Origin of the sequence: Nocardia brasiliensis, assembly GCF_042691675.1 — a bacterium.
Taxonomy (GTDB): domain Bacteria; phylum Actinomycetota; class Actinomycetes; order Mycobacteriales; family Mycobacteriaceae; genus Nocardia; species Nocardia brasiliensis_D.
Genome location: NZ_CP170507.1, coordinates 4,642,071 through 4,665,632 on the forward strand (window position 1 = coordinate 4,642,071; position 23,562 = coordinate 4,665,632).

Genomic DNA, 23,562 nt, shown 5'->3' on the forward strand with positions numbered 1-23,562 from the left:
CACAGCGCCAGCGCCCGCGTGCTCGCGTTCGGACCGTCAGTTCGGCACGGTGGCCCCCTTCGATCCCGGTCGGTTGATATACACCGTGACCGCTGAGGAGCCATTTCCTACCACGGTGACTACCCGGGCACCCGGAGTCGAGGTGACGGTGCCGCCTTCGACGCGGACCTCGTAACCGTTCGGGTAGTGCAGATCGGAGACGTAGATCTCGGTCGGCACGGACAGCGCGCGGGGCGTGTACCGGTAGGCGAAATCGCCAGTGGCGGGGTCGAAGATCAGCCGGCCCGGCGTGCCCGCGGTCGCCCGTGGATAGGTACGGACCAGGTCGCGCCCGATGTCGCCGAGGAACGGGTCCGGTTTGCTACCGCCCGGGCCGAAGCCCGACGCGTAGTGCCAGTATTGCCAGCCGATGAATCGCTCGTCGGCGCGCACGAGGGTGTTGCGCAGCACCGTGGCGTCGCCGTCGCCGAATTCGGTGATCAGCGTGGGAATGCCGGTTCGCCGGGTGAACGAGTCGATGTTGCCCCAGGTCTTGTCCTGCTGCGCCGGGCACAGCCCGCGCAGCTGTTCGGGCAGACCGAGGTAGATCGCCAGCTGGCTGGGGATGCAGTAGTCGTGCGGGGCGAAGACGATATCGTTCGAGGTGATCGGCGGATTCTTGCCCAGATTCGAGGGCATGGTCTCGTTCCAGGTCACATTCGGTTCCCAGAAGACCGGGATATCGGCGTTGCGGGCGCGCACCGCATCGGTCAGTTTCTGCAGCGCCGCTTGATATTTGGCGTCGAAGCGCGGACATCCATTGGGGAAGCAGGAGAGGAACGGCGATCCCGGCCACGGCTCGTTCATCAGCTCGATGCCGAGCACGCCGGTGCGGCCGTGCATCTTCGCGGCCAGCGCGGCCAAGGCTTGGCCGAGATAGTCGAGCACCCCATTGCTGTTGTCCCACACTTCATCCCAGCCCCGGTTCATGCTCGGCATCAAGTAGTACAGGGGGAAGCCGGGATTCGGCTCCAGGGCGCCGGGCCGCGATCGCAGCGACCATTCCGGAAAACCGTTGCCGCCCCAGATCTTCGACAATCCGTCCTGGTGGTTGTCGAGCAGGGTGTAGATGCCTCGTGCCGCCAGCGTGTCGACCGTCCTGGCGATGCGGTCGAGGTAAGCCGTGTCGACGACGCCGCGGGTCGGCATCAAACCGTCGAAGCTGACGCCGAGCCGAACGGTGTTGAAGCCGTGCCCCGCGAGCCGTGCCGCGTCTTCGTCGGTCACGGTGAAGCCGTCGCCGGGCTCGACGTACGGCGCTTCCTTGTCGACGTTGTTGACTCCGTGCAGCAGCACCTTGCGGCCGTGGTCATCGACGAGATAGGTGCCTTCGGCCTGGATTCGGCTGATCGGCGCGGCCACCGGGGCGGCCAGCGCCGGTTCCGGAAGCGCGACCAGCGTCGCACATCCGATCGCTGCCGCGGCGGCTCCGGCCACCCATCGTCGCCCGCGCCCCCGGGTCGCGGCCATCGTGATCATCATGATTCTGCGCATCGGCGTCCCCGATCGGTTGGTCCACAGGGCTTCATGGTCACACGTCCAGTTCGGGCGGGGATAGACATGACATCCCCCAGTCGTCGACTGGGGACGCAGGATCCAGCGGCCTATCGGTGACATCTAGATCGAATGCGCGACGTTGCAGACTACGACGATCGCCACCGCCACACCATGATGGAAATATGCGGGTTGTTTCGTTGTCAGAAACAGGGTTTCCTTACTACGAACGACTCGCGAAGTGGAGACTCAGATGCACAGACCTCGACGGTTGACCATGGCGTCGGCATTGGCCGTAATCACAGTGCTGGGTGGTCTCACCTGCGCACCCGCGGCCGCGGATGGGCCCGAACCGACGATCCTCGGCGACCTGTGCCTGCGGGCGCAGACCCAGACCGCAAACCTGCGAATAGTAGAATTCCGCCGCGCCGGTGGCACTTTCGAGAACGTCGTCTATCCCGATCTCGGCGGCTTCGCCGCATCCAAGCCGCAAGTGCAGCCGCTCACCACCACCCGGTACAACACCTACGAGGACGACGCGGGAACACTGCTCGAGCAGGTGCGCTGCAAGGGGAAATCGGCCGATCACATCGCCGCCGTCTACGGCGCGGGCGTCGTCGGAGCCGAAGACGACTGCGCGAAGGTGAACCAGCAGACCGTGGTTGAGGCGGCCCTGATGCTCACCCCTGCTGAACGCAGAGAGCTCGTGCATCGACCCGACGACATCGTGATCGACCCGGATACTCCGGCCGTCACCGGACAGGACTGGCTCACGGAGTTCCCGGCGGCGACGAAGGACGCGCACGGAAAGATCCATCTGCCCTCGAAATCGCTGTACGTCCCGCTCAATACCCCGGGCATTCCGGACGCCTTCAAAGGTCAGCACTACTGCACTCTCGCCGCGCATTCCTACGTGAAAGGCTTGATGCTCGGCCGCGTTCAGCCATGACGCCACTGCGAATCAAGTGATGGTCTCGGCAATCTTCGCCACCCTCGCCGCCGGGCAGCTATTGCTCGGCTGGCAAGCGGCGCGGCGCTGGCGTACCGACGGTGGCCGATTCACGGCGCTCCCGACGGTGCTGTGCCTGGCGCTGGTGTACGACAACGCGGTGATCGCGATGGGCAGCACGCTGGGTCCGGGACCAACGCTCGAAACGCTCAGTGCGCCACGCTTTGTCATGCACGCGATGCTCACCCCGCTGCTGATTCCATGGTCGCGAGACGTCGCGGCCCGCGCGGGCCTGGCAGCTGCCCGAAGCCCGCGTGCTCGCGTGGGCGCCTGGCTGCTCGCCGCCATCCTCATAGTGACCGGCGTCGGCCATTGCTATTTCCAGCTGACGGCGCAACCGAAATGGTGGGCAGGAACGTTGCGCTACTCCGATACCGCCGCCACGTTTGCCGCCACCGCACCGGTGCTGGTTTCCGGGCTCACCGTGCTGATCGTCGGAATTATTCTGTGGCAACGGCATTCGTTCGCCGGTCTGGCCGTTCCCGCGTTCGTCATGGCCGCGGTCGCGGGGCTGTCGACGTCGGTTCCGGTGCTGGGCAACGCCGGTGAACTCGTCTTCGACGCCGGGCTCATCGCGACGGCGCGCCGAAGCGCAACCTGCGCCGTCGACCGGTTGATGTAGCCGCATTGTGGTTGCCCGAGTTCTACTGTCTTATCGCGCGCCTTCCCCCGGTTCGATGTCGCTGTCCAGCCAGGAGCGGATGCGCTCGGTTCCGGAACCGAGCGCGGGCGGCGGGCTGGTGTAGCGAACAGGGTTGCGCGACAGGGTGATCGGGTTTGTGACCAACGGCGGCATGTCGGCACCATCCGATGCGATGCGGGGTTGCAGACCGAGCCGGTCGGCGAGTGCGAACGCTCCCGCCATGTCGTTGACGGGTCCACACGGGACGCCGAGCGGGGTGAGCAGCGCTTCCCACTCCGCGGCAGGGCGGGTCGACAAGATCTCCCCCAGCTGCGCGGCCAGCACCTCGACATGCGCGACCCGCGTGGCGTTGTCGGCGAATCGCGGGTCCACGGCTAGATGTTCGGCTCCGATCGCCTCGCACAGCGTCCTGAATTGGCCGTCGCTGCCGACGGCCAACGCCAGCGGTAGGTCCGCGGTGGGAAATACCTCGTACGGGGCGATGGAAGGGTGGCGGTTGCCGAGGATGGTGGGCACGACACCCGCCAGCGAATACGCCGCGCTTTGGTTCACCATGCCCGCCAGCAGACTGGACAGCAGATTGATCTCGACGAGCTGTCCCTCGCCGGTGGCGTCGCGATGGCGAAGGGCGGCAAGGACTCCCACCGTCGCGTGCAGACCCGCGAGGACATCGACCACCGCCACACCCGTCTTGGTCGGCTCCCCCGCCCCCGGCCCGGTGATACTCATCAGCCCGCCCGCAGCCTGAATCAGCAGGTCGTAGCCCGGCAGCTCAGCGCCCTTGCCGCCACCGAACGCCGACAACGAGCAGTAGACGAGCCGCGGATTGAGCGCGCGAACCTGTTCGTAGGCCAGTCCGAACTTCGCCATAGTGCCGGGCCGGAAGTTCTCGACCACGATGTCGGCCCGGCGCACCAGTTCCCTGGCGTAGCGCTGCCCTTCCTCGCTGCGCAGGTCGAGTGCTACCGACGTCTTGTTCCGATTCACCGATTGGAAGTAGGTGGACTGACCGTCCACGAACGGCGGCCCCCAGCCGCGGGTGTCGTCACCGACGCCGGGCCGCTCCACCTTGATCACCTCGGCACCGAGGTCGGCCAACAGCATTGTCAGGTAGGGCGCGGCGAGGATCCTGCCGAAGTCCGCGACCACAATCCCGGACAGGGCGCCTGGTGTTCGATTCTCGTCGGTCATACCCGCCACTCCACCACAAGCACCGTGCGGCAGGACCAGCGACTCTGCCGCACCCGTCTCATGTGGTCGCCCGGCGCCGCCTCGTCAGCGCTGACGTCCCGCCTGCGCGAATCGGGCTGCCGCCGCCTCGGGGTCGGGGCGGTCGTCGATGAGGCGCTGGATCGGTTTCAACGCTACTTCGACGCTGGTCGCCCGCAGGGCAACATCGCGGAGGAGGGCTATTGTTCTGCTGCGGCGGAACATGATTCGCGCAAGGCGGCGGGAGGTGTTCTGCGCGGCCTCGACGCGGGGCCGCTGCGTGTACTGGTAGGCGCGTAGCAGTGGTTCGATGGTGTCCGGTCGCGCTCGGCGCAGCATTCGGCTCAGTACCCACGCCGATTCCAGCGCCATCCCGGCTCCGAGACCGGCGGTGGGCAGGAAGCCCGCTGCCGCGTCGCCGAGGAGCACGCTGCGGCCGGTGGTCCAGGCGGGTGCCCGGCAGTCGGTCAGCGGCCAGTAGTAGCGGCCGGGATCGTCGAGGACCGCTTGCAGCGCGCGTTCGACGCGGGGATCGATGGTGGTGAGCCGGCGGCGCACCTGGTTCACAAAGGGGCCGGGTCCTGCGTCGGTGTCGGCGCGCGGGCCGCCGAGGAATACGCCAAGTCGGTCGAGGACTGGATAGGTGCCCAGGAAAAACCCTGCGCCCCAGAGTTCTTCGCCGAGATCGGGCGCACTGTCCGTTGGCGTCCAGACGACCCAGCCGCCCCACCCGGTGTCGAACTTGTCGACTTCGCGGCCGGCGAGTACCAGCTGGCGGGTGGTCGAGTTCAGGCCGTCGGCGATGATGACCAGATCGAATTCGAGCTCGGTGTGGGTACCCGCGCGGGACAGTGTGGCAATGATCGCGCCGGGGGTCTCGGTGAGCGCGCTGACGGTGGTGCCGAAGCCGACCGGGCAGCCGTCGGGGGTCAGGGCGTCGATCAGCTCGCCGCGGGCGATACCGCGATAGTCGCCGAAGCGCGCGAGGATCCGCTCCACCGAGTCCGCGCGCAGGACGCGACCGCTATGCGCGCGTAAACCGAAGCGGCGCAACGGAACACTGCGGGCACGATAGCTGGGCCGCACCGCTAGCTCGTCGAGCACCGGATCGATCATGGGCATCAACGCCAGCATGTAGCCGACGTGCGAGTCGTCGTGGGCACGCTCGATCAGTACCGGATGCTGTCCGGCCCGCCGCAGCAGTTGCGCGGCGGTGACTCCCGCTATGCCCGCGCCGACGATCAGCACGCGCAACTCGTCCTGGCTCGCGTCCGCGTACTGGCCGGTGATGTCAGCTGGTGTCAGCATCCTGTACTCCTTCGAATCGCATCGGGGCAGCCGCCGGACGTTCCCGTTCAGGCATCGGCCGCGCTCGCGGACGGTCCGTCGATCAGCCTGGCCAGCACCGGCACCGCGGCGGCCGGTTGGAGGCGCGGGTTCAGTAGCCGGTGCAGCAGTACACCGTCCATGGCCGCCGCGAGCACCGACGCGGTGTCGTCGGTGTACGGGTGGCCCGCCTGGTCGAGCCAGCGGGTGATGATGTCGCGGAACTCGGCGGCCGTGGCGGCGAGTTGCGCGCGTAGCTCCTCGTCGCGCGCCGAGGCCAGACATGCCTCGATGAACAACAGCGATGCGGGATCGTCCGCGTCGGTCTCGGTCAGCGGGCCGAGCATCGCCGCGATCACCGCCTCCGGTGACTCGGCCTGCGCCACAAGGGGTTTTGCTACGTCGAGCAGATCGCGCAGCACCCCGGTCACCGCCTGGCGCAGCAGCGCTTGCACGGACGGGAAATGGTAGTGCACCACGCCGACGGTGACGCCCGCGCGAGCAGCGATCGTTCGGGTACTGACCGCACCCCAGCCGAGCTCGGGAATGAGCTCTGCCGCGGCGGCCAGCAGCTTCTCGCGCGCCTCGCGACCTCGCTCCACCGCGGTTCGCGACATGGCACCTCCTTCTTGGGCGATCGCACTGTACGACCGCATTGGGCGTTCGCCCAGATTGTAGCGCGGGGCCGCCGCATCCGCAGGATTCGGACTCAGTCCCAGAGCTCGAGGCTGTGAGACGCCGATGCGGGTGAGGACATCGTCCACGGGCTGCGGGTCCATCCGACGTCGGTCTCGCAGTCGTACTGCAATGTGGCCGTTGGCTGATTCTTTCGGGCCGATGATGGCTTGGTAAGGCACGAGTCGGACTCCGCGAATGCGGGCACCCAAACTGCCCCTGTCCGGTCCAACTATTTCCGCTCGCAGGCCGAGGTCCACGCATCGCTCGAATAATGCTGCGGCATCGGGGGATTCAGCCTCGGAGAGCGGGAGTATCGCGACTTGGGTGGGCGCGAGCCAAGCGGGGAACGCACCGCCGTGCTGTTCGATCAGATGGGCAACGGCGCGTTCCACACTGCCGACAATGCTGCGGTGCACCATGACCGGCCGGTGCTTCGCGCCATCGGCACCGACATAGTGCAGGTCGAACCGCTCGGGCTGATGGAAGTCGACCTGGACGGTGGACAGGGTGAATTCATGACCGTTCTTGTCGGTGAACTGCACGTCGATTTTCGGACCGTAGAAGGCGGCCTCCCCCTCGGCGGCCTCGTACGGCAGGCCGGAGCGGTCCATGGCCTCGGTCAGCAGGGCGGTCGCGCGCTGCCACATCTCCGGAGCCGCAACATATTTCCCGCTCGACCCCGGCAATGACAACCGATAGCGGGTCGGGCTGATGCCGAGCGCGCCATACGCGCGGCGGATCAGCTGCAATGCGGCCTGCGCCTCCGCGGTGACCTGGTCCATGGTGCAGAAGATGTGTGCGTCGTTGAGTTGAATCGCCCGCACCCTGGTCAATCCGCCGAGCACACCGGAGAGTTCGGAGCGATACATCCCGCCCAGCTCGGCCATCCGCAGCGGCAGCTCGCGGTAGCTGTGCGAGCGGGAGCGGAATATCACCGCGTGGTGCGGACACAGGCTCGGCCGCAGCACTACCTGTTCGCCGCCCGAATCCATCGGCGGGAACATGTCGTCGCGATAATGCGACCAATGCCCGGAGATCTCATAGAGCTGACGTTTGCCAAGCACCGGTGAGTACACGTGCTGGTAGCCCGCCCGCCGCTCCGCGGTGCGGATGTACTCCTCCAGGGTGTGCCGCACGGTCGCCCCGTCGGGCAGCCAATACGGCAGTCCCGCACCGATAAGCGGGTCGGTGTCGAACAGGCCGAGTTCACGGCCCAGTTTCCGATGGTCGTACACAACGTCTCCCTCGCAGACAGAGGGCAAGCGACCACAAGACAAAAGCCCCGGGCACTTGCCCGGGGCTTCGGATCAGAACATCAATCAGCGCGCCGGGACATCGTCCGGCGTCGTCGTCACAGCAGCGCGCTTCATGTTCGCCACGATACTACGAACACCGGCCACCGCCGCTTCGACCACAGCTCTCGTCACGAAATGTCCGACGGCCGTAGTCAGGAACATCGCCGCGATGAGCACCGGTGCCCACGACCACGTCAGCGCGAGCAGCATGCGCTCGAAGGTCCCGCGCGGTTGGACCACCGGCTCCCAACTGTTGAGGCGGGTCCAGCGGCCGAGGAAAACGCCCACAGCACAGAGCAAGTGGAGGCCGAGGGTGACCGGCGTGCGCCATCGGGTCAGCCCGACATGGTCGAGGTAGCGCCCGAGTTCGGCCAGCGCGAGGTAGTAGGCGAGGAAGCCGGACACGATGAAGGCCACGTAGACAGGCAGCACGGTGGTGACCACCGGACCATCACCGACGAATCGAATGTCGTCACGCAGATGAACCAGATCGGTGACCACGTACGGCGCATTGGGCAGGAACAGCACGAACAACGCGACCCCCGCCCACCACACCGGCGAGCGCGACACCCTTCGATCACTACGGCGCATCCGAAATACCAACAGCGCCAACACCACCGGCACCCAGGCCAACACCGTGTTCCAACTCAGCCACATGAAGTCTCGCCGAACCACATCCAACAGGCCCGGTCCCACCCGATCGAGTACATCCATCTCGCCATCATGCCGACCGAACATGCCCCACCAGCCCGCCCAGCCCGAAGCCCACCACATCACTACAGATCCCACACACGATCTCCACAGCACCGATGAGTTTGTTGGGCACGTGGCGTCTTACCTACATGACTACACCCACGATCGGCAGTCTGTTGTTGTCCAGCACCGAGCCCGCCCGTCTGCGCGACTGGTACGCATCGGCATTCGCGCTGAAGGTTGATCACACGCCCGGCGAGCCCGGCTACGATGTGCTGGACTTCGGCGGCTTCTACGTGATGATCGACAGCCGCGATGACATCGGAACCACCAACCCGGAGCCGGGCCGGATGATCCTGAACGTCGATGTGGACGATGCCCGGGCGGTCGCCGCTCGCATCGATGACCTCGGCGGGCAGTGGCTGGCCGAGCTCGACGATCGCGACGGAAGTCTGTTCGCCACCGCGATCGACCCCGATGGAAATTACATCCAACTCGTACAGCTGAGCCCGCAGCATCGCGCTGCCATGACCGAAGGGGACAAGTGATGCTCGCTGACAGCAACGCATTCAGTGGATTCTCGGTAGACGACATCGAGGCAGCCGAGAAGTTCTATGCCGAGACCTTGGGTATCCGGGTCTCATCGGAGAACGGGATGCTCAACCTGCACCTCGGCGGCGGGGGCACAGTTCTGGTGTATCCGAAACGGGATCACACCCCCGCGTCCTTCACCATCTTGAATTTCCCGGTCGCCGACATCGAGGCGACCGTCGACGAACTCACCGAACGCGATGTGCGTTTCGAACGCTACGAGTTCGCCGAACAGGACGAGAAAGGCATCCACCGTGGCGGCGGTCCCCTGATCGCCTGGTTCACCGACCCCGCGGGCAACGTCCTGTCCGTCCTGCAGCAGTAACCACTTCGAAGCGATACGTGGCCCGCCTGACCTCCGGCGGGCCACGTTGCGGTGTATCAACCACCCAGCGCCAGCTGGGTGAGCGCCCGAAGCGCGTCGTCGATCGGATGGGGCTGCGGCTGCTGCGCGGAGCCGAGTCGGCTCCATCGCTGCAGGTTCACCGCGACAGACATTTGCCGTTTACCGTCAGCACTGATCATCGACATCGCGCCGCCGCCCCAGACGGAACCCTCATGGCCCCAGTAGGTTCCGCGACCGGGCACCGTCATCTTCTGCAGGCCGAGACCGTAGTCGAGGGTCTTTCCCTCGAAGGAGATGACCGGAACGGTGCGCTGCATCTGCGCCAGCGCCGAGCGGCTGATGATTTCGCCGGCCAGCAGCAGACCGAAGAAGCGGTTCAGGTCCGCGACGGTCGAGATCAGCGAAGCCGCCGGCCCCACCCATGACATGTCGAAGACGCTGTAGTCGCGCGGCGGCTCGATCATGCCGAACCATGCCTCGTAGTGCAGGGAGTGCGGTCCATTGATATACGGTCCGTCCGGTAGCTCGGTGTCGCGCAGCCCGGCGCGCTCGATGACGTCGCGGGTGATGCATTTCTCCGCTGAAGTACCGGCTACCAACTCCAGGAGTTGGCACAGGAGAAGGTAATTCGTGTTCGAGTACATTCCTGGTGCGCCACCGGGAGCCGCGGTGGCGGGTGCCGAGACGCCCATCTCGATCAGCTCGGTCGGGTCGAACCGGGTGAACCGATGATCGTCCAGGCTGTCCGGCGTCGTTCTCGCCACGGCCGGGAAGGCCGCGAGGGACGGGTAGGCATGCGGGAGGTATTCGGCGAGGCCGCTGGTGTGGTTGATCAACATCCGAACCGTGATCGCCGCACCTCGTTCGCCGGGAACCAGACGTGGCAGGTAGTGGCCGATCGGGGTGTCGAGCCCTATTTCACCGTTGTCGACCTGCTGTAGCACAGCGGCGGCGGTGAACGTCTTGGTGAGGCTGCCGACGCGATGCCGCATATCTGCCGTGATGGGGCGGCCGTTGGCGACATCGGCGACTCCGGCTGCGCCACGCCAGTTTTGGTCGTCGTCGCGCACCTCGGCGAAAAGTCCCGGCATGCCCGCGCGGTGGACGGCCTCCAGGGCGGTCTGTAGTTTCGCGGGGTCGAGGGTGTTGGTCACGGACATGTGTCCTCTCGCTGTCGATGGGTGGTGTTCGGGTCGCGGTCACCGACCGCCCCCGAGGCGAACACCACTATCGACCGACCGGTCCCACCCGGTATTGGAAAAATCTTCCCCAGGCCCGGTACCGGTGCCAGGCGATGGCGGGCAGATAGTGCGCCGTCAGTGCCCCCGGCGTGTGGTCCGCGAATATCGACACATCTCGACACAGATGAGCCTGATCGGTGTACCCGCAGTCAACCGCGACATCGGCAGCGGGCCGCCCCGCCAGCAGACCGTCGACCGCGTGCCGGAATCGGACCAGCATCGCCGCGCGTTTCGGCGTCAGGCCGATCTGGGACTCGAACCGCGCCCACAGCCGCTTATGGCTCCAGCCGAGGGATTCGGCGAGCTCACCGATCCTCACCTGGCCCCGGGAGGTGAGGATGCGATTCCAGCTGGCGATCACCTCCGGGTCAGGGGTCCGCGACGGTCTGTCGCATTGTGCCAGAAACGATTTCGTCAATGCGAAACGCTCGTCCCAGGTCCGGGTGGACGCAAGTTCCGCACGCAGTCGCCGAACCCGCGATCCCCAGAGGTCCTCGACGTCGACAACACCTCGACCCAAATGCGTTGGGGAAACACCCAATAGCGAATACGCCTGGATCGGCGACAACCGAACCTCGATGCACTCTGCCCGCTCACTACGCACACGCATGGCCTCGATGGGAAGCCCGACAACGAAGCCGCCGAGGGTCCGCCGCCCGACAGCATCATCGACGGTCAGCTCCCGATCCCCGAACCCGATCACCACGGTGATCGCCGCGGTCCCGGCAACCCGAAGATCCAACCCGGTGCCACCCACATCGCGGTAACCGATGATCGCCGCACCCAACGGCGCGGCACCGGCCGGACCTGCGAAATCCCACGCAGCATCACGCTCGCGGCCGAAGTCAGCTCCCACCCGTTCAGGCTAACCAGCTACCGACCCGGCCAGAACAACAGATCCCAGAGTTTGAAGGTTTGGTCGCGCTGCCCTGGCATTTTCGCCGGAAAGTCCCAACCGGTTGTCCAACGATACTGTCTAACTTTATGAACGCGGCAGACGGGGATCCGAAAATCGAACTCAGCATTGCCGAGCTGCGCGAGATCACGCGGTATGCCGTGGCCTGCGCGGAGCCCGCTCTGGAGATCTTCGAACGTGCACGTCCCAACGATCAGCGGCCACGAGACGCGATCGACGCCGCGCGGGCGTTCGCGGCGGGAGGCAAGCGGACCAAGGCGATCCGGGACAGCGCGTGGGCGGCGCACCGGGCGCATCAGGACGCACGCGATAGCGGACAGGCCGCGGCGAGCGATGCCGCGCGCGCGGCCGTAGCCGCGGCCAGCGCGGCGTTTCTGCATCCGCTGGCGAAAGCGACTCAGGTCTTGCACATCCTGGGACCGGCCGCCCATACGGCTCGCGCATTCGAGCTCGACGATGGCGACGACTCCGGCGTCGGCGCCGAATACCTCGAAAGAGCAAGGGATTCGGCCGGGCCCGTCGTGGTGAGCGTCCTGGCGCGTTACCCCAACGCCCCGAGCGGTCGCGGCCGGGTGGGCGAGCTGATGCGGAATTTGGACGCATCCTTGCGACAGCCGACGGCCGCACCTTTCCCATGGTCCCCGAGTCCGCCCTCGAGGCCACCCTCGGAATCCTCGAGCGCACCGTCCGCCGGAGAGCCGCCGCCGAGTCCTAGCTTCCTCCATCATGCGGCCGCTCCGAGACCGAGGTGTGGTCCCGGAGCGGCATGATCCGCCGATGATCGGTTTGTGATTACCAGAACGGGCGAATCCGGCGAAAGGACCGTATGATCCGCCGCTGTGAAGAAGGTGAGCGCCGCTGCCGCGGTTCTGTTTTCGGTTGTAGTCGCCGCGTCGTCCTGTTCGTCCACCCAGCCGAACCCGACTACGCAGGCTGAACAACCTGCGTATCCGGAGTTCCTGTCGGCGGAGGACAAAGCGACGATCGCCTACCGCGACACCCTGCGCACACTGGATCCATGCGGCTATCTCGACGATGCCGCGATACGCCGGATCGGGACACCGATCTACATCGGTGCGGAATCCATTTTCAGCTGGTGCACCGTGCGCTTCGCATCCCCGAGCGCGGTACCGGGTATCGGCTCGATCAGCGCCGCCATGATGCGATCGGGATCAGCGGACGCGACACACCAGGTCGGGGAGGTCAAGGCATGGACCATCCCTTCCGCGAAGCCGGGAGAGTTCTGCCGGGCGGGCATTCCCGTCGACGGCCGCTTGGACATAGTTTTGAGCGCTTACGCCGATCCCGACGCCAGGGCAGACGAACCGAAAGGCGACCTGTGCGCGACGGCGCTGGACCTCGCCAGGGCGACTGTTCCGCACCGGCTCGAACGCCCACTACGGGCGACATCTCAACGCGCACACATCAACACACGCCTCGCCACGCTCGACCCGTGTTCCGTACTCGGCACCATCGCACAAGGGCACCGCCCAGCCCTGACGCCCCCGGACGCCGACCCCTATGTGGACCCGTGGAAATGCGAATTTCTGCTCAACCCCGACGACGGCTCCACCGCGCAGACTGTCCGCTACATGTTCGAATCCGACGCCGAACACATGACGGCGAAGGGCACCCGGAAGGAGACCGAGATCGGTGGGCTCCGCGCCACGGAGGACCCCACTCCCGGGGATCATTTGGCCGCGGGAACCTGCGAGATCAGCCTCTCGACCGCTCCGCAGCCACCTGCCGTCGAACCCGGTGCGGCTACCGGGCGCGCGGACGCCGGATACTCCGAGATCATCTCGATCCGCGCCCTCAACGGGTGCGGCCCCGCCCGCACCACGGCCGAAGAACTCGCCCGGCTTTACCACCAGATCCCCGGCTGACATGCCCTCGTCCTGGGTGCCCGCCTTCTGGTGAGTGGGTTCTGGCCTCAGGTTTCGAAGCCGGTCATGACTGGTGTTTCATCTGTGCTGAATCACGCTGAGCGGAGATCCGTCGGCGAATCTCGTCCCAGGACATGGGCAATTCGTCGACGGGCGCATCGAAGAAGACAAAAGTTGCATCCCGCATGATCTTTCGCTTGCGCTCGACCGTGGACTTATGCGGTTCACCGCCCGCGTAGGCGTAGATGGCTGCCTTGTCGGCGACCGACAAGCCTGCCGCCACAGCTTCAGCGAAGCGATCAGGAAGCCGGGCGCGTTGCGCAACGACTTGACCTCGAGACGCGACGCCATGCATTGGACCTCGGGTGTAGTGGGCGTGGCGACTGTCGTCCAGGGAATCGTGGGCATGGCCACTCTTTCGATCAGGAGGGTGACGGCAACCGCCGACTGCCACAACATTCCACAGTGGAATGTAACTTGTCAACAGCAAGATGCGCGCCTGGGCGTGGACCCTAGGGCACCGGGCAGACCGCGGCACTGAGTGCATTCATTCCAGCGGGGGAACGCTCCTTGTCGGTAAAGTCTTGGTTGAGCGCGATGGTCACGGCCCGCCCGGTAGCCGGAACCACACCCACATTGGTGAGTGACCCCGGTATGCCACCGGTATGCCCCCAGACTTCTGTTCCACAAGGCATCGCGATCCGCATCAACCCGAGTCCGTATGCCACTGCGCTGTTCTCGGCGATCGACCTGACACTCTTCATTTCCGCCAACTGCGCGGGCGGAATCAGTTTTCCGCCCAGGAGCGCGCTGAAGAACCGGTTGAGATCCGCGCCGGTAGCGACCATCGCTCCCGCCGCACCGGCCGCCGACACATTCTGGCTCGTGTAGTCGACCCGCTGTCCGCCGATCTCGGTGTAACCGACGGGATGCGGTCCGCGGATATCGATTTCGTCAGGCGCCGGGTAGTAGGTGTCGCGCAAACCGAGCGGCTCGATGATCCGGTGAGTGATCTCCGCGCCGACCGAATCGCCGGTGATCTTCTCGATCACCATCCCGGCGACGGTGTAATTGGTGTTGGAGTACTCCCATCTCGCGCCGGGCTCGAAATCGGCGGGCGCGGTCAGGGCATTGCGCAGGATCTCGGCCATATCCGCGGTCTGCCACCGCACCTGCTCTGTCATGAAGCCGATTTGGCCCGGCTTGGGGACCGCCCCGAACTCCGCCGCGTATTCGGGCAGCCCGCTGGTGTGCTGCAACAGATTTCGGATCGTGATCCGGTTCCCGTCGATACCCGGACCTTGTACCGCTCCCGGCAGATACCCTTCCACCGGCGCATCCAATTCGACCTTGCCCTCGGCCACCAGCTGCAGCATGACCGTCGCCACGAATGTCTTGGTGTTGCTACCGATCCGGACCCGGGCATCGTCGGCGAACGGCTCGCCGGTGGCCAGATCACCGGCGCCCGCCGCGACGGTCCAGCGGTGACCTCGATCGTCGATCACCGCCTGCGCACCCGGAAACCCCAGCCGCACAGCATCATTCAAGGAAGCAGTGACCTGCTCCCGCCCCACTTCCCGCGTATCGGCCGGATGATCGTCCACACCGCAAGCCGTCGCCGCCAAAATCACTACCCCGAGCACCCCAAGTTTCAACCTCACGGCATCAAGCTACGGAAAACGCTGTGCGGCAAGCAGCCTGCTGACGCCCCAAAGAATGGTCGTGCTGGCACCACCCTGACCGGGCCAGCGTCCACCTGGTTGCCCTCGGAGCGGGTGCGCAGAACCTCTGTGGATGTTCCCCCGGGCACCGGTCTAGTGCGTGTGGTCGACGGAGGGGGCGTCCGGGTGGGCCGAGAGCCAGTCCATCCGGCGCTTGCTTTCGTTATCGGCCGGGGTCCAGATGGTGAGGCGGGTTTCGGGGGTTGCGGTGAGGTCGAGGGTGGTGAGCGAGAACGAGAGTTCGCCGATTCCGGCATGGCGGTAAGTCATGATCGAGCTCGGTGGCGTGGCCACGTCGTGGGTGGCCCACAGCTGGGCGAACTCGGGGCTGGCAGCGGAAAGTCGGCGGATCAGTTCGGTCCACGCGGGGTCATCCAGATGCTGGCCGAATGCTGCGCGGAACGAAGCCACCATGTGCGGCAGGCCGGTATCCCGATTCACGAACCGCCGACAGCACTCCGGCGTGACGAACAGTTCCCACAGAACGTTGCGGGAGCTGTCCGGCGCGGTCAGCCTCGGCCACAATGCCGCGCACGGCGTGTTCCAGCCGAGTACATCCCAGCGACTGTTGAGCGCCGCGGCGGGGAACCCGGAAATGCTGTCGAGGATGGCCTGCACGGTGGGGGTGATTCCGGCGGCGATGGTTGCCACCCCGGGGATCGGCACGTCGGCCAAGTGGTAGAGGTGGTCGCGTTCTGGGCCGCTGAGCTGCAAGGTGTCGGCGATGGCGTCGAGGACTCGCCCGCTGACGTTGATCGGCCGCCCCTGTTCCAGCCACGTGTACCAGGTGACACCGATTCCGGAGAGCAGCGCGACCTCCTCGCGCCGCAATCCCGGCGTTCGGCGCCGCAACCCCGGCGGCATACCGACGTCGGCGGGCGTGATGCGGTCCCTGCGGCTGCGCAGAAACGAGGCGAGCTCGGTCCGACGGGAGGAAGACACGGTCACAGGCACGCGCCCATGATCCACCATCCCGGAACCGGTTGCCAGGTGTTGCCAACACCAGTGTCGCGAGGCTCTTGGTATCCGCGATCCGACCTCCGCAGGCTGCTCATCCATGAGGTTGCGGAATCAATCGATATCGGAGGCGCGAGCATGAGCGCGGCAACAGAGCGGGCGCGGTTCGAGCAGTCGGTCGCGGGCCGGACGATCTGCCGGGCGCTGGCCGACACGGCCCGGCGCCATCCCGAACTTCCGGCATTCACCCAGAACGGGTCGACCATGACGTGGGGCGAGACCCGGCAGCGGGTGCTCGAGTTGGCCGCGGGGTTGACCGAGTTGGGAATGGAGCGCGGTGACGTGGTGGTCCTGGCCATGGGCATCCGCACCGAACACGTCATCGCCGACCTCGGCACGGTGCACGCGGGCGGGGTCCCGAGCACCGTCCACGACACCCTCGCCGCCGACCAGATCGCCTATGTCGCACGCGATTGCGCCGCGAAATTCGCAGTCCTGGACGGTCGGGAACAGCTCGACCGATGGCTGCCGGTGCTGTCCGAACTTTCAGGACTTCGCAAGATCGTGGTGGTCGACGAAACGGCATGCCCCACCGGAGAACAGTTCATCAGCTGGCACGAGTTACTGCGAATAGGCCGGGACCGGCTCACCGCCGCGATCGATGACCGCTGGCAGGCGCTCACTCCCGACGACACCCTCACCATCCTCTACACCTCGGGAACCACGGGAAACCCGAAGGGCGTGATCATCACTCATCGGATGGCGCTGTATCAGGAGGCCGTCTCGTCAGCGGCCGCCTCCTCGGCACGCGGCACCGAGGTTTGCCACATCCCGTTCACAGCCGTCTCCGCCCGAATGTTCAACCTCTACATGCCGGTGGTGCGCGGCTCCCACACGCACTTGTGCGCCGACCTCGCACAATTGCCCGCGGTACTGCGGGAGGCTCGTCCGCACATCTTCCGCGGCGTGCCCCGAGACTGGGAACAGATGATGGCCACCATCCAGGCAAGGCTCAGCCTGGAGACCGAAGCCGCCGCCACCGCGATGCGAGCGGGGCGAGCCTATGTGGAGAGTCGCCAGTACGGCCAGTCGCCCGCACCGGAACTAGCCGACGAGTTCGCGGCGGCCGACGCCTCCGTACTCGCGGAACTGCGCGCTCAGATCGGGCTGGACCGGGTGCTGTACACGATGAGCGCCGGTGCCCCGCTGCCGCGCGAGGTATCTCGTTTCTTCGCCGGTTTGGGACTTCTCATCCTCGACGTCTACGGCATGACCGAGATGACCGGCGCGGTCGCCGGAAACAACCCTGTCGCCTTCAAACTGGGCACGGTCGGCCGACCACTACCCGGCATCGAACTACGCCTCGCCCCCGACGGCGAGATCCAGGTCCGGGGTGCCGCGTGCACCCCCGGTTATCTCGGATTGCCAACGGCCACAGCCGAACTGATCGACGCCGATGGCTGGCTACATACCGGAGACATCGGCGTATTCGACGCCGACGGCTTCCTGTCCCTGGTCGGCCGGAAGAAGGAGATCATCATCACCGCCAATGGAAAGAACATCGCACCGGCGCTGGTGGAGCACCTGGTGACAGCACACCCACTGATCGGACACGCCTTGGTCTTCGGCGACCGACGCCCGAACCTCGTCGCCGTGCTCACCCTGGAAAGCGAGGTGGCCCAGGCGTGGGCGGCGGCCCGCGGCATCTGCGCGGACCCGGCCGAGCTCGCCCAGCACCCGGCGGTATTGGCCGAGGTCGAGTCGGCGGTGGCGGCGGCCAATGCCCGGCTCGCCCCATTCCAGCAGGTCAAGGCCTGGTCGTTGCTGTCGACGCAGTGGGCCGCGCACAGCGGCGAACTGACCTCGACCGGCAAGCTCAAACGACAGGTCGTGCACGCCAAATACGCCGACACATTCGACGCCATGTACTCCGCCTGACACGCCGCCGAATCCCGCCAATTCACCGGTCCCCCAACCAATCCGACTACCTCATGCCGAGGAGGCACCATGAGCACCGAACCGTTCACCATCCGATTCGCGGTCCGCAGCTACGAACTCGACACCCAGCACCACGTCGCCCACACCGTCTACATGCAATACGCCGACCAGTCCCGCTTCGCCTGCGCCAAGGCGGCCGGGCTGTCCCCCGCCCGCCTGCTCGCCGACGGCCTCGGTCCGATAAATCTCGAAACCACCCTGCGCTACCACAGCGAATTGCGCGGCGATGACGATGTCGATGTGTCGTGCGCCTTCATCTGGGGCACCGGCAAAACCCACCGCGTCGAACACGTCCTGCGCAAGCCGGACGGAACACTGGTCGCCGAGGTGAGCAGCGTCAGCGGGCTGCTCGACCTACGCACCCGGCGTCTGGTCAGCGATCCGGCAGCCGCGCTGCGTGCACGTGCTACCGAACCCGGCCTACTCGGCCTCGCCTGAGGTACTTGCTCCTGCCCGTTGCCGACCGGGCAGGAGCAAACACCCGCCGGGCTCCGGATACGACCTCGCGCCGAATCTCACGCAGATTGCGAGCGTGCTGGCGGTCGTTGCCGCGCTGGTGGCGCTCGCCCTGTGGTTTACCGACACGCGCGCCGGGCATAGCCACGCTGTTGCGGCGTGCCGAAAGTAGGCTGCACACGCACCTCATGTTCATGCTGAATCCATTTCGGACGGAAAGGAAGACGCGATGAGAGCGGCAATGATCACGCCATTCGTGGTTGCGGCGGCGGTAATAACGGCGTCCTGCGGCAACGACTCGGCGGACACGAGCACGACCAGCACGACCGCAGGGATAACGACGATGAACAGCCCCGCGACGACCGGTGCGAACGTCGCGCAGGTCGACCTCGCGCACCATACGTTCCCGGTGAGCGCTCAGGACGCACTCGGCACCGCTCGGAAGAACTTCGACGGCACGGTGACGAAAATCGAACTGGAGCGCGAGGGTGTCAACGCGCAGAACATCTACGTCTACAAGGTCGAACTGATGTCGGATACGGAGAAATATGCCGCACAGGTCTCCGCCGACTCCGGCGCGATCGTCGCCGAGAAGAAGGAACCCTTGGATGCGGACGAGCAGGGCACCGAGCGCACCAAGGAGGCCGTCGACCTCGCCGCCGCGGTGCCGTTGAACCAGGCGATGGATACCGCCTCGAAGGCCCGTCCCGGCCGTATCGAGAAGTGGAAGATCGAGGGCAAGAACAACACCGCACAGTACGAGTTCGATGTCGAGGGTCCCGGCACCGGTGACGAAGACTACGAGGTACAGGTAGACGCTTACTCCGGCCAACTCAAAACGGCCGGGTAGCGGCGGGGCGCGCTGCGCCGAGCTACCGGGTTTGCCTTCGGTGCGCCCTTTACGGCATCTTTACGGGTGGTGCGCCGGGAAGTCTGGTCGGCAACCCGGCCCGTGACCGCGGGTCGGGCCGTCCGGCATAGGGAGCCCACCTTGCGGTTGCGCGTGTCCTTGACAATGTCTATACGGGCATTCGACGTCTACCAGGGTGGATGTGCGGCGTCGGGGGTCTCGGGAGCCGTATCGTTCTGTTGTGCAGGCAAAACAGATAGCCGAGGACTACCCGTCGGTCACGATGGATTCCGAAGCGCTGGCCGCGGCGAAGCTGCTGGCCGAGCATCGGCTCCCCGGCATCGTGGTCACCGACGGCAGCTCGGCACCGCGGGCGGTACTGCCCGCGTCGCAGGTCGTGCGGTTCTTGGTACCGCGGTATGTGCAGGACGATCCCTCGCTGGCGGGCGTGCTGTCCGAGTCGGTGGCCGACCGCATCGCGGATGCGTTGCGCGGCAAGACCGTTGGCGAGCTGCTGCCGGAACCGGCGTCGAAGTCCAAGTCGGTATTGCCGGTCGCTCGCGCGGACGACACCGTCGTGGAGGTCGCCGCGTTGATGGCCCGCAGCCGATCGCCGCTGATCGCGGTGGTCGACGGCACGAAGATGGTCGGCGTGATCACCGCGTCGCGGCTGCTGCAGGTGGCGCTCGCCGACATGTGACCGGCGACGGCCGCCCGGGCGGCCTCCGGTGACCGCGATCGCGCTGACGTCGTTCGTGGTGGCGTACGTGTTGATCGCCACCGAACGGATTCACAAGACCAAAGCCGCCCTCGGTGGCGCCGCGATCGTCCTGGCCGCCGGTGTGCTCGACTCCGGTGAGGCATTCTTCTCCCACGACACCGGCGTCGACTGGGACGTCATCCTGCTGCTGTTCGGCATGATGATCATCGTCGGGGTACTGCGCCAGACCGGCGTATTCGAATACACCGCGATCTGGGCGGCCAAGCGCGCCAAGGGATCTCCGGTCCGGATCATGATCCTGCTTACGCTGATCACCGCGGTCGCGTCGGCGTTCCTGGACAATGTCACCACGGTGCTGTTGATCGCGCCGGTCACCCTGCTGGTGTGCGACCGGCTCGGGATCCGGCCGGTGCCGTTTCTCATCGCCGAGGTACTGGCCTCCAACATCGGCGGCGCGGCAACACTGATCGGCGATCCGCCGAATATCATCGTGGCCAGCCGAAGTGGGTTGACGTTCAACGACTTTCTCGTGCACATGGCACCGATCGTGGTGGTCGAGCTCATCGTGTTCACGCTGATCCTGCCGATCCTGTTCCGGGGTTCGTTCGATTCGGACCCCGCGCGGGTCGCCGATGTGATGGCCCTCAACGAGCGGGAAGCGATCCAGGATTCGCGACTACTGATCAAATGCGGTGTCGTGCTGTTCGCGGTATTCACCGGGTTCATCGGACACCCGGTACTACACGTCGATCCCGCCGTCGTCGCCCTGCTCGGCGCCGGTGTGCTGATCCTCATCTCCGGTACCGAGTCCGAGGACTACCTCTCCGGCGTCGAATGGGAGACGTTGCTGTTCTTCGCCGGACTGTTCGTCATGGTCGGCGCCCTGGTCAAAACAGGTGTCGTCAAGACGATGGCGCAGTGGGCCACCGACGCCACCGACGGAAACGCACTGCTCGCCGTGATGCTGATCCTCGTGGTGTCGGCGTTGCTGTCGGGCATCATCGACAACATCCCGTATGTGGCGACGATGAGCCCGCTGGTCGCCGATCTCACCAAAACCGTCGACAACCCCGTCCACGCCGACGCGCTGTGGTGGTCGCTCACGCTGGGCGCGGACTTCGGTGGCAATCTCACCGCTGTCGGCGCCAGCGCCAACGTCGTGATGCTCGGAATCGCCGCGCGAGCCGGCACTCCGGTGTCATTCTGGGAGTTCACCCGCAAAGGCGCGGTGGTCACCGTGATCACCATCGCGGTCGCCGCGCCGTATCTGTGGCTGCGCTATTTCGTGTTCAGCTGATACACCGCTACTCCCCGCTTATGCCGTACCAGCCGATCGTGAGAGGGGCATGCCTGTGCCGACACCGGACGCCGTCGCCGACCAACAGATGCGCGGCGCGCTCGACGCACCGAACCGGCACGACACGGCACAGTCACCGCTCCCGGCGGTCTCGGAATACCGCCACGATCTGGACGGGTTGCGCGGCATCGCGATCGCGCTGGTGGTCGTATTCCACATCTGGATGGGCCGGGTGTCCGGCGGCGTCGATGTGTTCCTGGTGCTGTCCGGGTTCTTCTTCACCGGAGTGGTGTTGCGGCGCACCGATATCGGTGGAGTGGATGGCTGGCAAGTGGTGCGGCGCACCGCGCGCAGACTGTTGCCCGCACTGGTGGTGGTACTCGCTACCGTCGCCGTCGCGACCGTAATACTGCGCCCCTATACCCAGTGGGCCGACATCGCGGACCAGACCCTGGCCGCCGCGTTCTACTACCAGAATTGGCATCTGGCCTACGCCGAGCTGGACTATCTCGCGCCCGATCCCTCGGTCAGCCCGCTGCAACACCTGTGGTCGATGGCCGTGCAAGGCCAGTTCTATCTCGCGATGCTGGTCCTGCTCGCGATCGCCGCCTGGATCTCGCAGCGCATCGGGCGCCGGGCGCTGCACCGGCCCGGCCTGGTCGCCGTGCTGGCCGGACTGACGGCGGTGTCGTTCTGGTACGCCGCCGACGGAACCGGCCAGCACCAGACGTGGACCTACTACGACAGCTTCGCCCGGGCATGGGAACTGCTGATCGGCGCGGCCCTCGCGGTCGCCGCGCCGTGGATCGCGGTGGCGAAGCCGTTGCGGACGGTGCTGGCGATCCTCGGACTCGCCGGGGTGCTCACCTGTGGACTGCTGATCGACGGCGCCACCCGCTTCCCCGGTCCGGCCGCGTTGTACCCCGTCGTGGCGGCGGTGGCGTTGATCGTGGCGGGTATGAACACCCCGGCCCCGCAACGGCCGTGGACCAACCGCCTGCTCGGCACCCGCGTGTTCACCGAACTCGGCGCGCTGGGATATGCCCTTTACCTCTGGCATTGGCCGATCCTGATCTTCTACCTGGCCGAGTACGGCAAACCGACGCCCGGCATCGGTGGCGGCCTCCTGGTCCTCGGCCTCTCGCTCGGCCTTGCGTTGATCACCCAGCGATGCATCGAAACCCCGCTGCGTCGGCGCTCGACATCGGCGCCGGTCCCGACTCCGCGACTGCACCGCGGAGCTACGGGTGTGGTCATGACTCTCGGGATCGGCGTGCTGGTGTCGGCGCTCGGCTGGCAAGCCGTGCTGAAAGTCAGTCCACCACAGCATCCGCGGGGTCTCGATCCAGTGCGATACCCGGGGGCAGCGGCGCTTGTCGACCAAGCCTTCACACCCTCGGCACCGATGCGGCCGACCGTCCTCGAGGGGCCGACCGATTCACCGCCGCCGACGACCGACGGCTGCATCACGCCGAACCGGGAAATACGCAGCTGCACCTACGGCGATCCGACGGCTCCGCACGCCATCGCACTGGTCGGCGGCTCCCATTCCGAGCACTGGATCCCCGCGTTCGAACTCCTTGCCCGCGAACACAATTTCCGCATCGTCACCTTCCTCAAAGAGGGCTGCCCACTGACGCTGGTCGAGCAACCCTCCTACGCCGAAACGCCGTTCCCGGAATGCTCGGAATGGTCGGTGCAAGTCCTGGACCGCCTCACCGAATCACGTCCGGACTGGGTATTCACCATCGCCACCCGCAATCGCGGGCACGACGACGGCGACGAGGTGCCGCCGGAATATCTCGATGTCTGGACCGCACTGTCCGACCGCGGCCTCAACGTCCTCGCTCTGCGCGATACCCCGCGACTGCGCCGCGACGGTGTGCTCTACCGCGCCGTGGACTGTCTTGCCCAGCGCGGAAGTCCCGAGAGCTGCGGTATCGACCGGGCCACCGCACTCGACCCACACAATCCCGCCGAACAACCAGCGGCGGTCTACCCCAACGTCTTTCCGCTCGACCTGTCCGACGCCGTGTGCCGTCCCGACCGCTGCCGAGTCGCCGAAGGCAACGTCCTCATCTACCGCGATGAACACCACCTCACCGCCAGCTACGCCCGCACCCTCGCCCCCGAACTCGGACGTCAGATCGGTGCGCTCACACCGTGGTGGTGAAGACGAGTACCGCCCAGATTCCC

General features: G+C 66.1%; 23 protein-coding genes. 12 read left to right on the forward strand and 11 right to left on the reverse strand.

Going from position 1 to position 23,562, the window contains the following annotated elements:
• Positions 1 to 36: 36 nt before the first annotated feature.
• Positions 37 to 1,509, reverse strand: coding sequence for a cellulase family glycosylhydrolase (locus tag ACFK0J_RS21440; RefSeq protein WP_378729926.1), 1,473 nt, complete (start codon positions 1,507 to 1,509; stop codon positions 37 to 39).
• Positions 1,510 to 1,786: 277 nt separating this feature from the next.
• Here ACFK0J_RS21440 and ACFK0J_RS21445 point away from each other — a divergent pair, with 277 nt between their 5' ends.
• Both ACFK0J_RS21445 and ACFK0J_RS21450 read left to right on the forward strand, forming a co-directional pair.
• Positions 1,787 to 2,482: a hypothetical protein gene (locus ACFK0J_RS21445; protein WP_378729928.1), complete on the forward strand. Its 696-nt coding sequence runs from the start codon at positions 1,787 to 1,789 to the stop codon at positions 2,480 to 2,482.
• A gap of 19 nt (positions 2,483 to 2,501) precedes the next feature.
• The gene (locus ACFK0J_RS21450) at positions 2,502 to 3,164 is read left to right on the forward strand and encodes a hypothetical protein (RefSeq protein ID WP_378729930.1); all 663 of its coding nucleotides are present in this window, start codon (positions 2,502 to 2,504) and stop codon (positions 3,162 to 3,164) included.
• Between the two features lie 30 nt (positions 3,165 to 3,194).
• Here the strand turns inward: ACFK0J_RS21450 and ACFK0J_RS21455 are convergent, their stop codons facing one another.
• From ACFK0J_RS21455 to ACFK0J_RS21470, 4 genes are all read right to left on the reverse strand, one after another.
• A complete protein-coding gene (locus tag ACFK0J_RS21455; RefSeq protein ID WP_378729932.1) occupies positions 3,195 to 4,376 on the reverse strand; it encodes a CaiB/BaiF CoA transferase family protein in 1,182 nt (393 codons plus the stop codon).
• A gap of 84 nt (positions 4,377 to 4,460) precedes the next feature.
• On the reverse strand, positions 4,461 to 5,702 hold the full coding sequence (locus ACFK0J_RS21460; protein ID WP_378729934.1) for an FAD-dependent oxidoreductase: 1,242 nt from the start codon (positions 5,700 to 5,702) through the stop codon (positions 4,461 to 4,463).
• A 47-nt stretch (positions 5,703 to 5,749) separates the two neighbouring features.
• Positions 5,750 to 7,633: a threonine--tRNA ligase gene (thrS, locus tag ACFK0J_RS21465; protein ID WP_378729936.1), complete on the reverse strand. Its 1,884-nt coding sequence runs from the start codon at positions 7,631 to 7,633 to the stop codon at positions 5,750 to 5,752.
• 84 nt (positions 7,634 to 7,717) lie between these two features.
• Positions 7,718 to 8,482, reverse strand: coding sequence for a DUF1361 domain-containing protein (locus ACFK0J_RS21470; RefSeq protein WP_378729938.1), 765 nt, complete (start codon positions 8,480 to 8,482; stop codon positions 7,718 to 7,720).
• Between the two features lie 53 nt (positions 8,483 to 8,535).
• Between ACFK0J_RS21470 and ACFK0J_RS21475 the strand changes: the two genes are divergently transcribed.
• The gene (locus ACFK0J_RS21475) at positions 8,536 to 8,934 is read left to right on the forward strand and encodes a VOC family protein (RefSeq protein ID WP_378729940.1); all 399 of its coding nucleotides are present in this window, start codon (positions 8,536 to 8,538) and stop codon (positions 8,932 to 8,934) included.
• Positions 8,934 to 9,302, forward strand: a complete 369-nt coding sequence (locus tag ACFK0J_RS21480; RefSeq protein WP_378729942.1) for a VOC family protein — start codon at positions 8,934 to 8,936, stop codon at positions 9,300 to 9,302. Before ACFK0J_RS21475 ends, ACFK0J_RS21480 begins: the two co-directional genes overlap by 1 nt.
• Before the next feature lie 56 nt (positions 9,303 to 9,358).
• Here the strand turns inward: ACFK0J_RS21480 and ACFK0J_RS21485 are convergent, their stop codons facing one another.
• A complete protein-coding gene (locus ACFK0J_RS21485; protein WP_378729944.1) occupies positions 9,359 to 10,477 on the reverse strand; it encodes a serine hydrolase domain-containing protein in 1,119 nt (372 codons plus the stop codon).
• A 73-nt stretch (positions 10,478 to 10,550) separates the two neighbouring features.
• Positions 10,551 to 11,420 (reverse strand): helix-turn-helix domain-containing protein, encoded by an 870-nt coding sequence (locus tag ACFK0J_RS21490; protein WP_378729946.1) that lies wholly within the window; start codon positions 11,418 to 11,420, stop codon positions 10,551 to 10,553.
• A 128-nt stretch (positions 11,421 to 11,548) separates the two neighbouring features.
• On the opposite strand from ACFK0J_RS21490, the gene ACFK0J_RS21495 reads away from it, so the two are divergent.
• Complete coding sequence (locus ACFK0J_RS21495) at positions 11,549 to 12,250, forward strand: putative immunity protein (protein ID WP_378729947.1); 702 nt, start codon at positions 11,549 to 11,551, stop codon at positions 12,248 to 12,250.
• Between the two features lie 69 nt (positions 12,251 to 12,319).
• Positions 12,320 to 13,366 (forward strand): hypothetical protein, encoded by a 1,047-nt coding sequence (locus ACFK0J_RS21500; protein WP_378729948.1) that lies wholly within the window; start codon positions 12,320 to 12,322, stop codon positions 13,364 to 13,366.
• Positions 13,367 to 13,430: 64 nt separating this feature from the next.
• Here the strand turns inward: ACFK0J_RS21500 and ACFK0J_RS21505 are convergent, their stop codons facing one another.
• From ACFK0J_RS21505 to ACFK0J_RS21515, 3 genes are all read right to left on the reverse strand, one after another.
• Positions 13,431 to 13,649 (reverse strand): hypothetical protein, encoded by a 219-nt coding sequence (locus ACFK0J_RS21505; protein ID WP_378729950.1) that lies wholly within the window; start codon positions 13,647 to 13,649, stop codon positions 13,431 to 13,433.
• Between the two features lie 229 nt (positions 13,650 to 13,878).
• The gene (locus ACFK0J_RS21510) at positions 13,879 to 15,027 is read right to left on the reverse strand and encodes a serine hydrolase domain-containing protein (RefSeq protein WP_378729952.1); all 1,149 of its coding nucleotides are present in this window, start codon (positions 15,025 to 15,027) and stop codon (positions 13,879 to 13,881) included.
• A 153-nt stretch (positions 15,028 to 15,180) separates the two neighbouring features.
• The gene (locus ACFK0J_RS21515) at positions 15,181 to 16,041 is read right to left on the reverse strand and encodes a helix-turn-helix transcriptional regulator (protein WP_378729954.1); all 861 of its coding nucleotides are present in this window, start codon (positions 16,039 to 16,041) and stop codon (positions 15,181 to 15,183) included.
• Between the two features lie 141 nt (positions 16,042 to 16,182).
• Between ACFK0J_RS21515 and ACFK0J_RS21520 the strand changes: the two genes are divergently transcribed.
• Positions 16,183 to 17,982, forward strand: a complete 1,800-nt coding sequence (locus ACFK0J_RS21520) for an AMP-dependent synthetase/ligase (protein ID WP_378729956.1) — start codon at positions 16,183 to 16,185, stop codon at positions 17,980 to 17,982.
• Positions 17,983 to 18,051: 69 nt separating this feature from the next.
• Positions 18,052 to 18,480, forward strand: a complete 429-nt coding sequence (locus tag ACFK0J_RS21525; protein WP_378729958.1) for an acyl-CoA thioesterase — start codon at positions 18,052 to 18,054, stop codon at positions 18,478 to 18,480.
• A gap of 210 nt (positions 18,481 to 18,690) precedes the next feature.
• On the opposite strand, the gene ACFK0J_RS21530 is transcribed toward ACFK0J_RS21525, so the two are convergent.
• Positions 18,691 to 18,822, reverse strand: a complete 132-nt coding sequence (locus ACFK0J_RS21530; RefSeq protein WP_378729960.1) for a hypothetical protein — start codon at positions 18,820 to 18,822, stop codon at positions 18,691 to 18,693.
• A gap of 19 nt (positions 18,823 to 18,841) precedes the next feature.
• On the opposite strand from ACFK0J_RS21530, the gene ACFK0J_RS21535 reads away from it, so the two are divergent.
• The 4 genes from ACFK0J_RS21535 to ACFK0J_RS21550 all read left to right on the forward strand — a co-directional run bounded on the left by ACFK0J_RS21535 (position 18,842) and on the right by ACFK0J_RS21550 (position 23,539).
• A complete protein-coding gene (locus ACFK0J_RS21535) occupies positions 18,842 to 19,348 on the forward strand; it encodes a PepSY domain-containing protein (RefSeq protein WP_378729962.1) in 507 nt (168 codons plus the stop codon).
• 241 nt (positions 19,349 to 19,589) lie between these two features.
• Positions 19,590 to 20,048, forward strand: coding sequence for a CBS domain-containing protein (locus ACFK0J_RS21540; RefSeq protein ID WP_378729964.1), 459 nt, complete (start codon positions 19,590 to 19,592; stop codon positions 20,046 to 20,048).
• Between the two features lie 28 nt (positions 20,049 to 20,076).
• The gene (locus ACFK0J_RS21545; protein WP_378729966.1) at positions 20,077 to 21,366 is read left to right on the forward strand and encodes an SLC13 family permease; all 1,290 of its coding nucleotides are present in this window, start codon (positions 20,077 to 20,079) and stop codon (positions 21,364 to 21,366) included.
• Positions 21,367 to 21,415: 49 nt separating this feature from the next.
• Positions 21,416 to 23,539 (forward strand): acyltransferase family protein, encoded by a 2,124-nt coding sequence (locus tag ACFK0J_RS21550; RefSeq protein WP_378729968.1) that lies wholly within the window; start codon positions 21,416 to 21,418, stop codon positions 23,537 to 23,539.
• Positions 23,540 to 23,562 lie beyond the last annotated feature (23 nt).

Excerpts from the sequence above, each read along its gene's own strand:
- ACFK0J_RS21440 (WP_378729926.1), bottom strand. The coding sequence starts at position 1,509 with ATGGCCGCGACCCGGGGGCGCGGGCGACGATGGGTGGCCGGAGCCGCC.
- ACFK0J_RS21445 (WP_378729928.1), top strand. The coding sequence starts at position 1,787 with ATGCACAGACCTCGACGGTTGACCATGGCGTCGGCATTGGCCGTAATC.
- ACFK0J_RS21450 (WP_378729930.1), top strand. The coding sequence starts at position 2,502 with ATGGTCTCGGCAATCTTCGCCACCCTCGCCGCCGGGCAGCTATTGCTC.
- ACFK0J_RS21455 (WP_378729932.1), bottom strand. The coding sequence starts at position 4,376 with ATGACCGACGAGAATCGAACACCAGGCGCCCTGTCCGGGATTGTGGTC.
- ACFK0J_RS21460 (WP_378729934.1), bottom strand. The coding sequence starts at position 5,702 with ATGCTGACACCAGCTGACATCACCGGCCAGTACGCGGACGCGAGCCAG.
- ACFK0J_RS21475 (WP_378729940.1), top strand. The coding sequence starts at position 8,536 with ATGACTACACCCACGATCGGCAGTCTGTTGTTGTCCAGCACCGAGCCC.
- ACFK0J_RS21480 (WP_378729942.1), top strand. The coding sequence starts at position 8,934 with ATGCTCGCTGACAGCAACGCATTCAGTGGATTCTCGGTAGACGACATC.
- ACFK0J_RS21495 (WP_378729947.1), top strand. The coding sequence starts at position 11,549 with ATGAACGCGGCAGACGGGGATCCGAAAATCGAACTCAGCATTGCCGAG.
- ACFK0J_RS21520 (WP_378729956.1), top strand. The coding sequence starts at position 16,183 with ATGAGCGCGGCAACAGAGCGGGCGCGGTTCGAGCAGTCGGTCGCGGGC.
- ACFK0J_RS21525 (WP_378729958.1), top strand. The coding sequence starts at position 18,052 with ATGAGCACCGAACCGTTCACCATCCGATTCGCGGTCCGCAGCTACGAA.
- ACFK0J_RS21535 (WP_378729962.1), top strand. The coding sequence starts at position 18,842 with ATGAACAGCCCCGCGACGACCGGTGCGAACGTCGCGCAGGTCGACCTC.
- ACFK0J_RS21550 (WP_378729968.1), top strand. The coding sequence starts at position 21,416 with ATGCCTGTGCCGACACCGGACGCCGTCGCCGACCAACAGATGCGCGGC.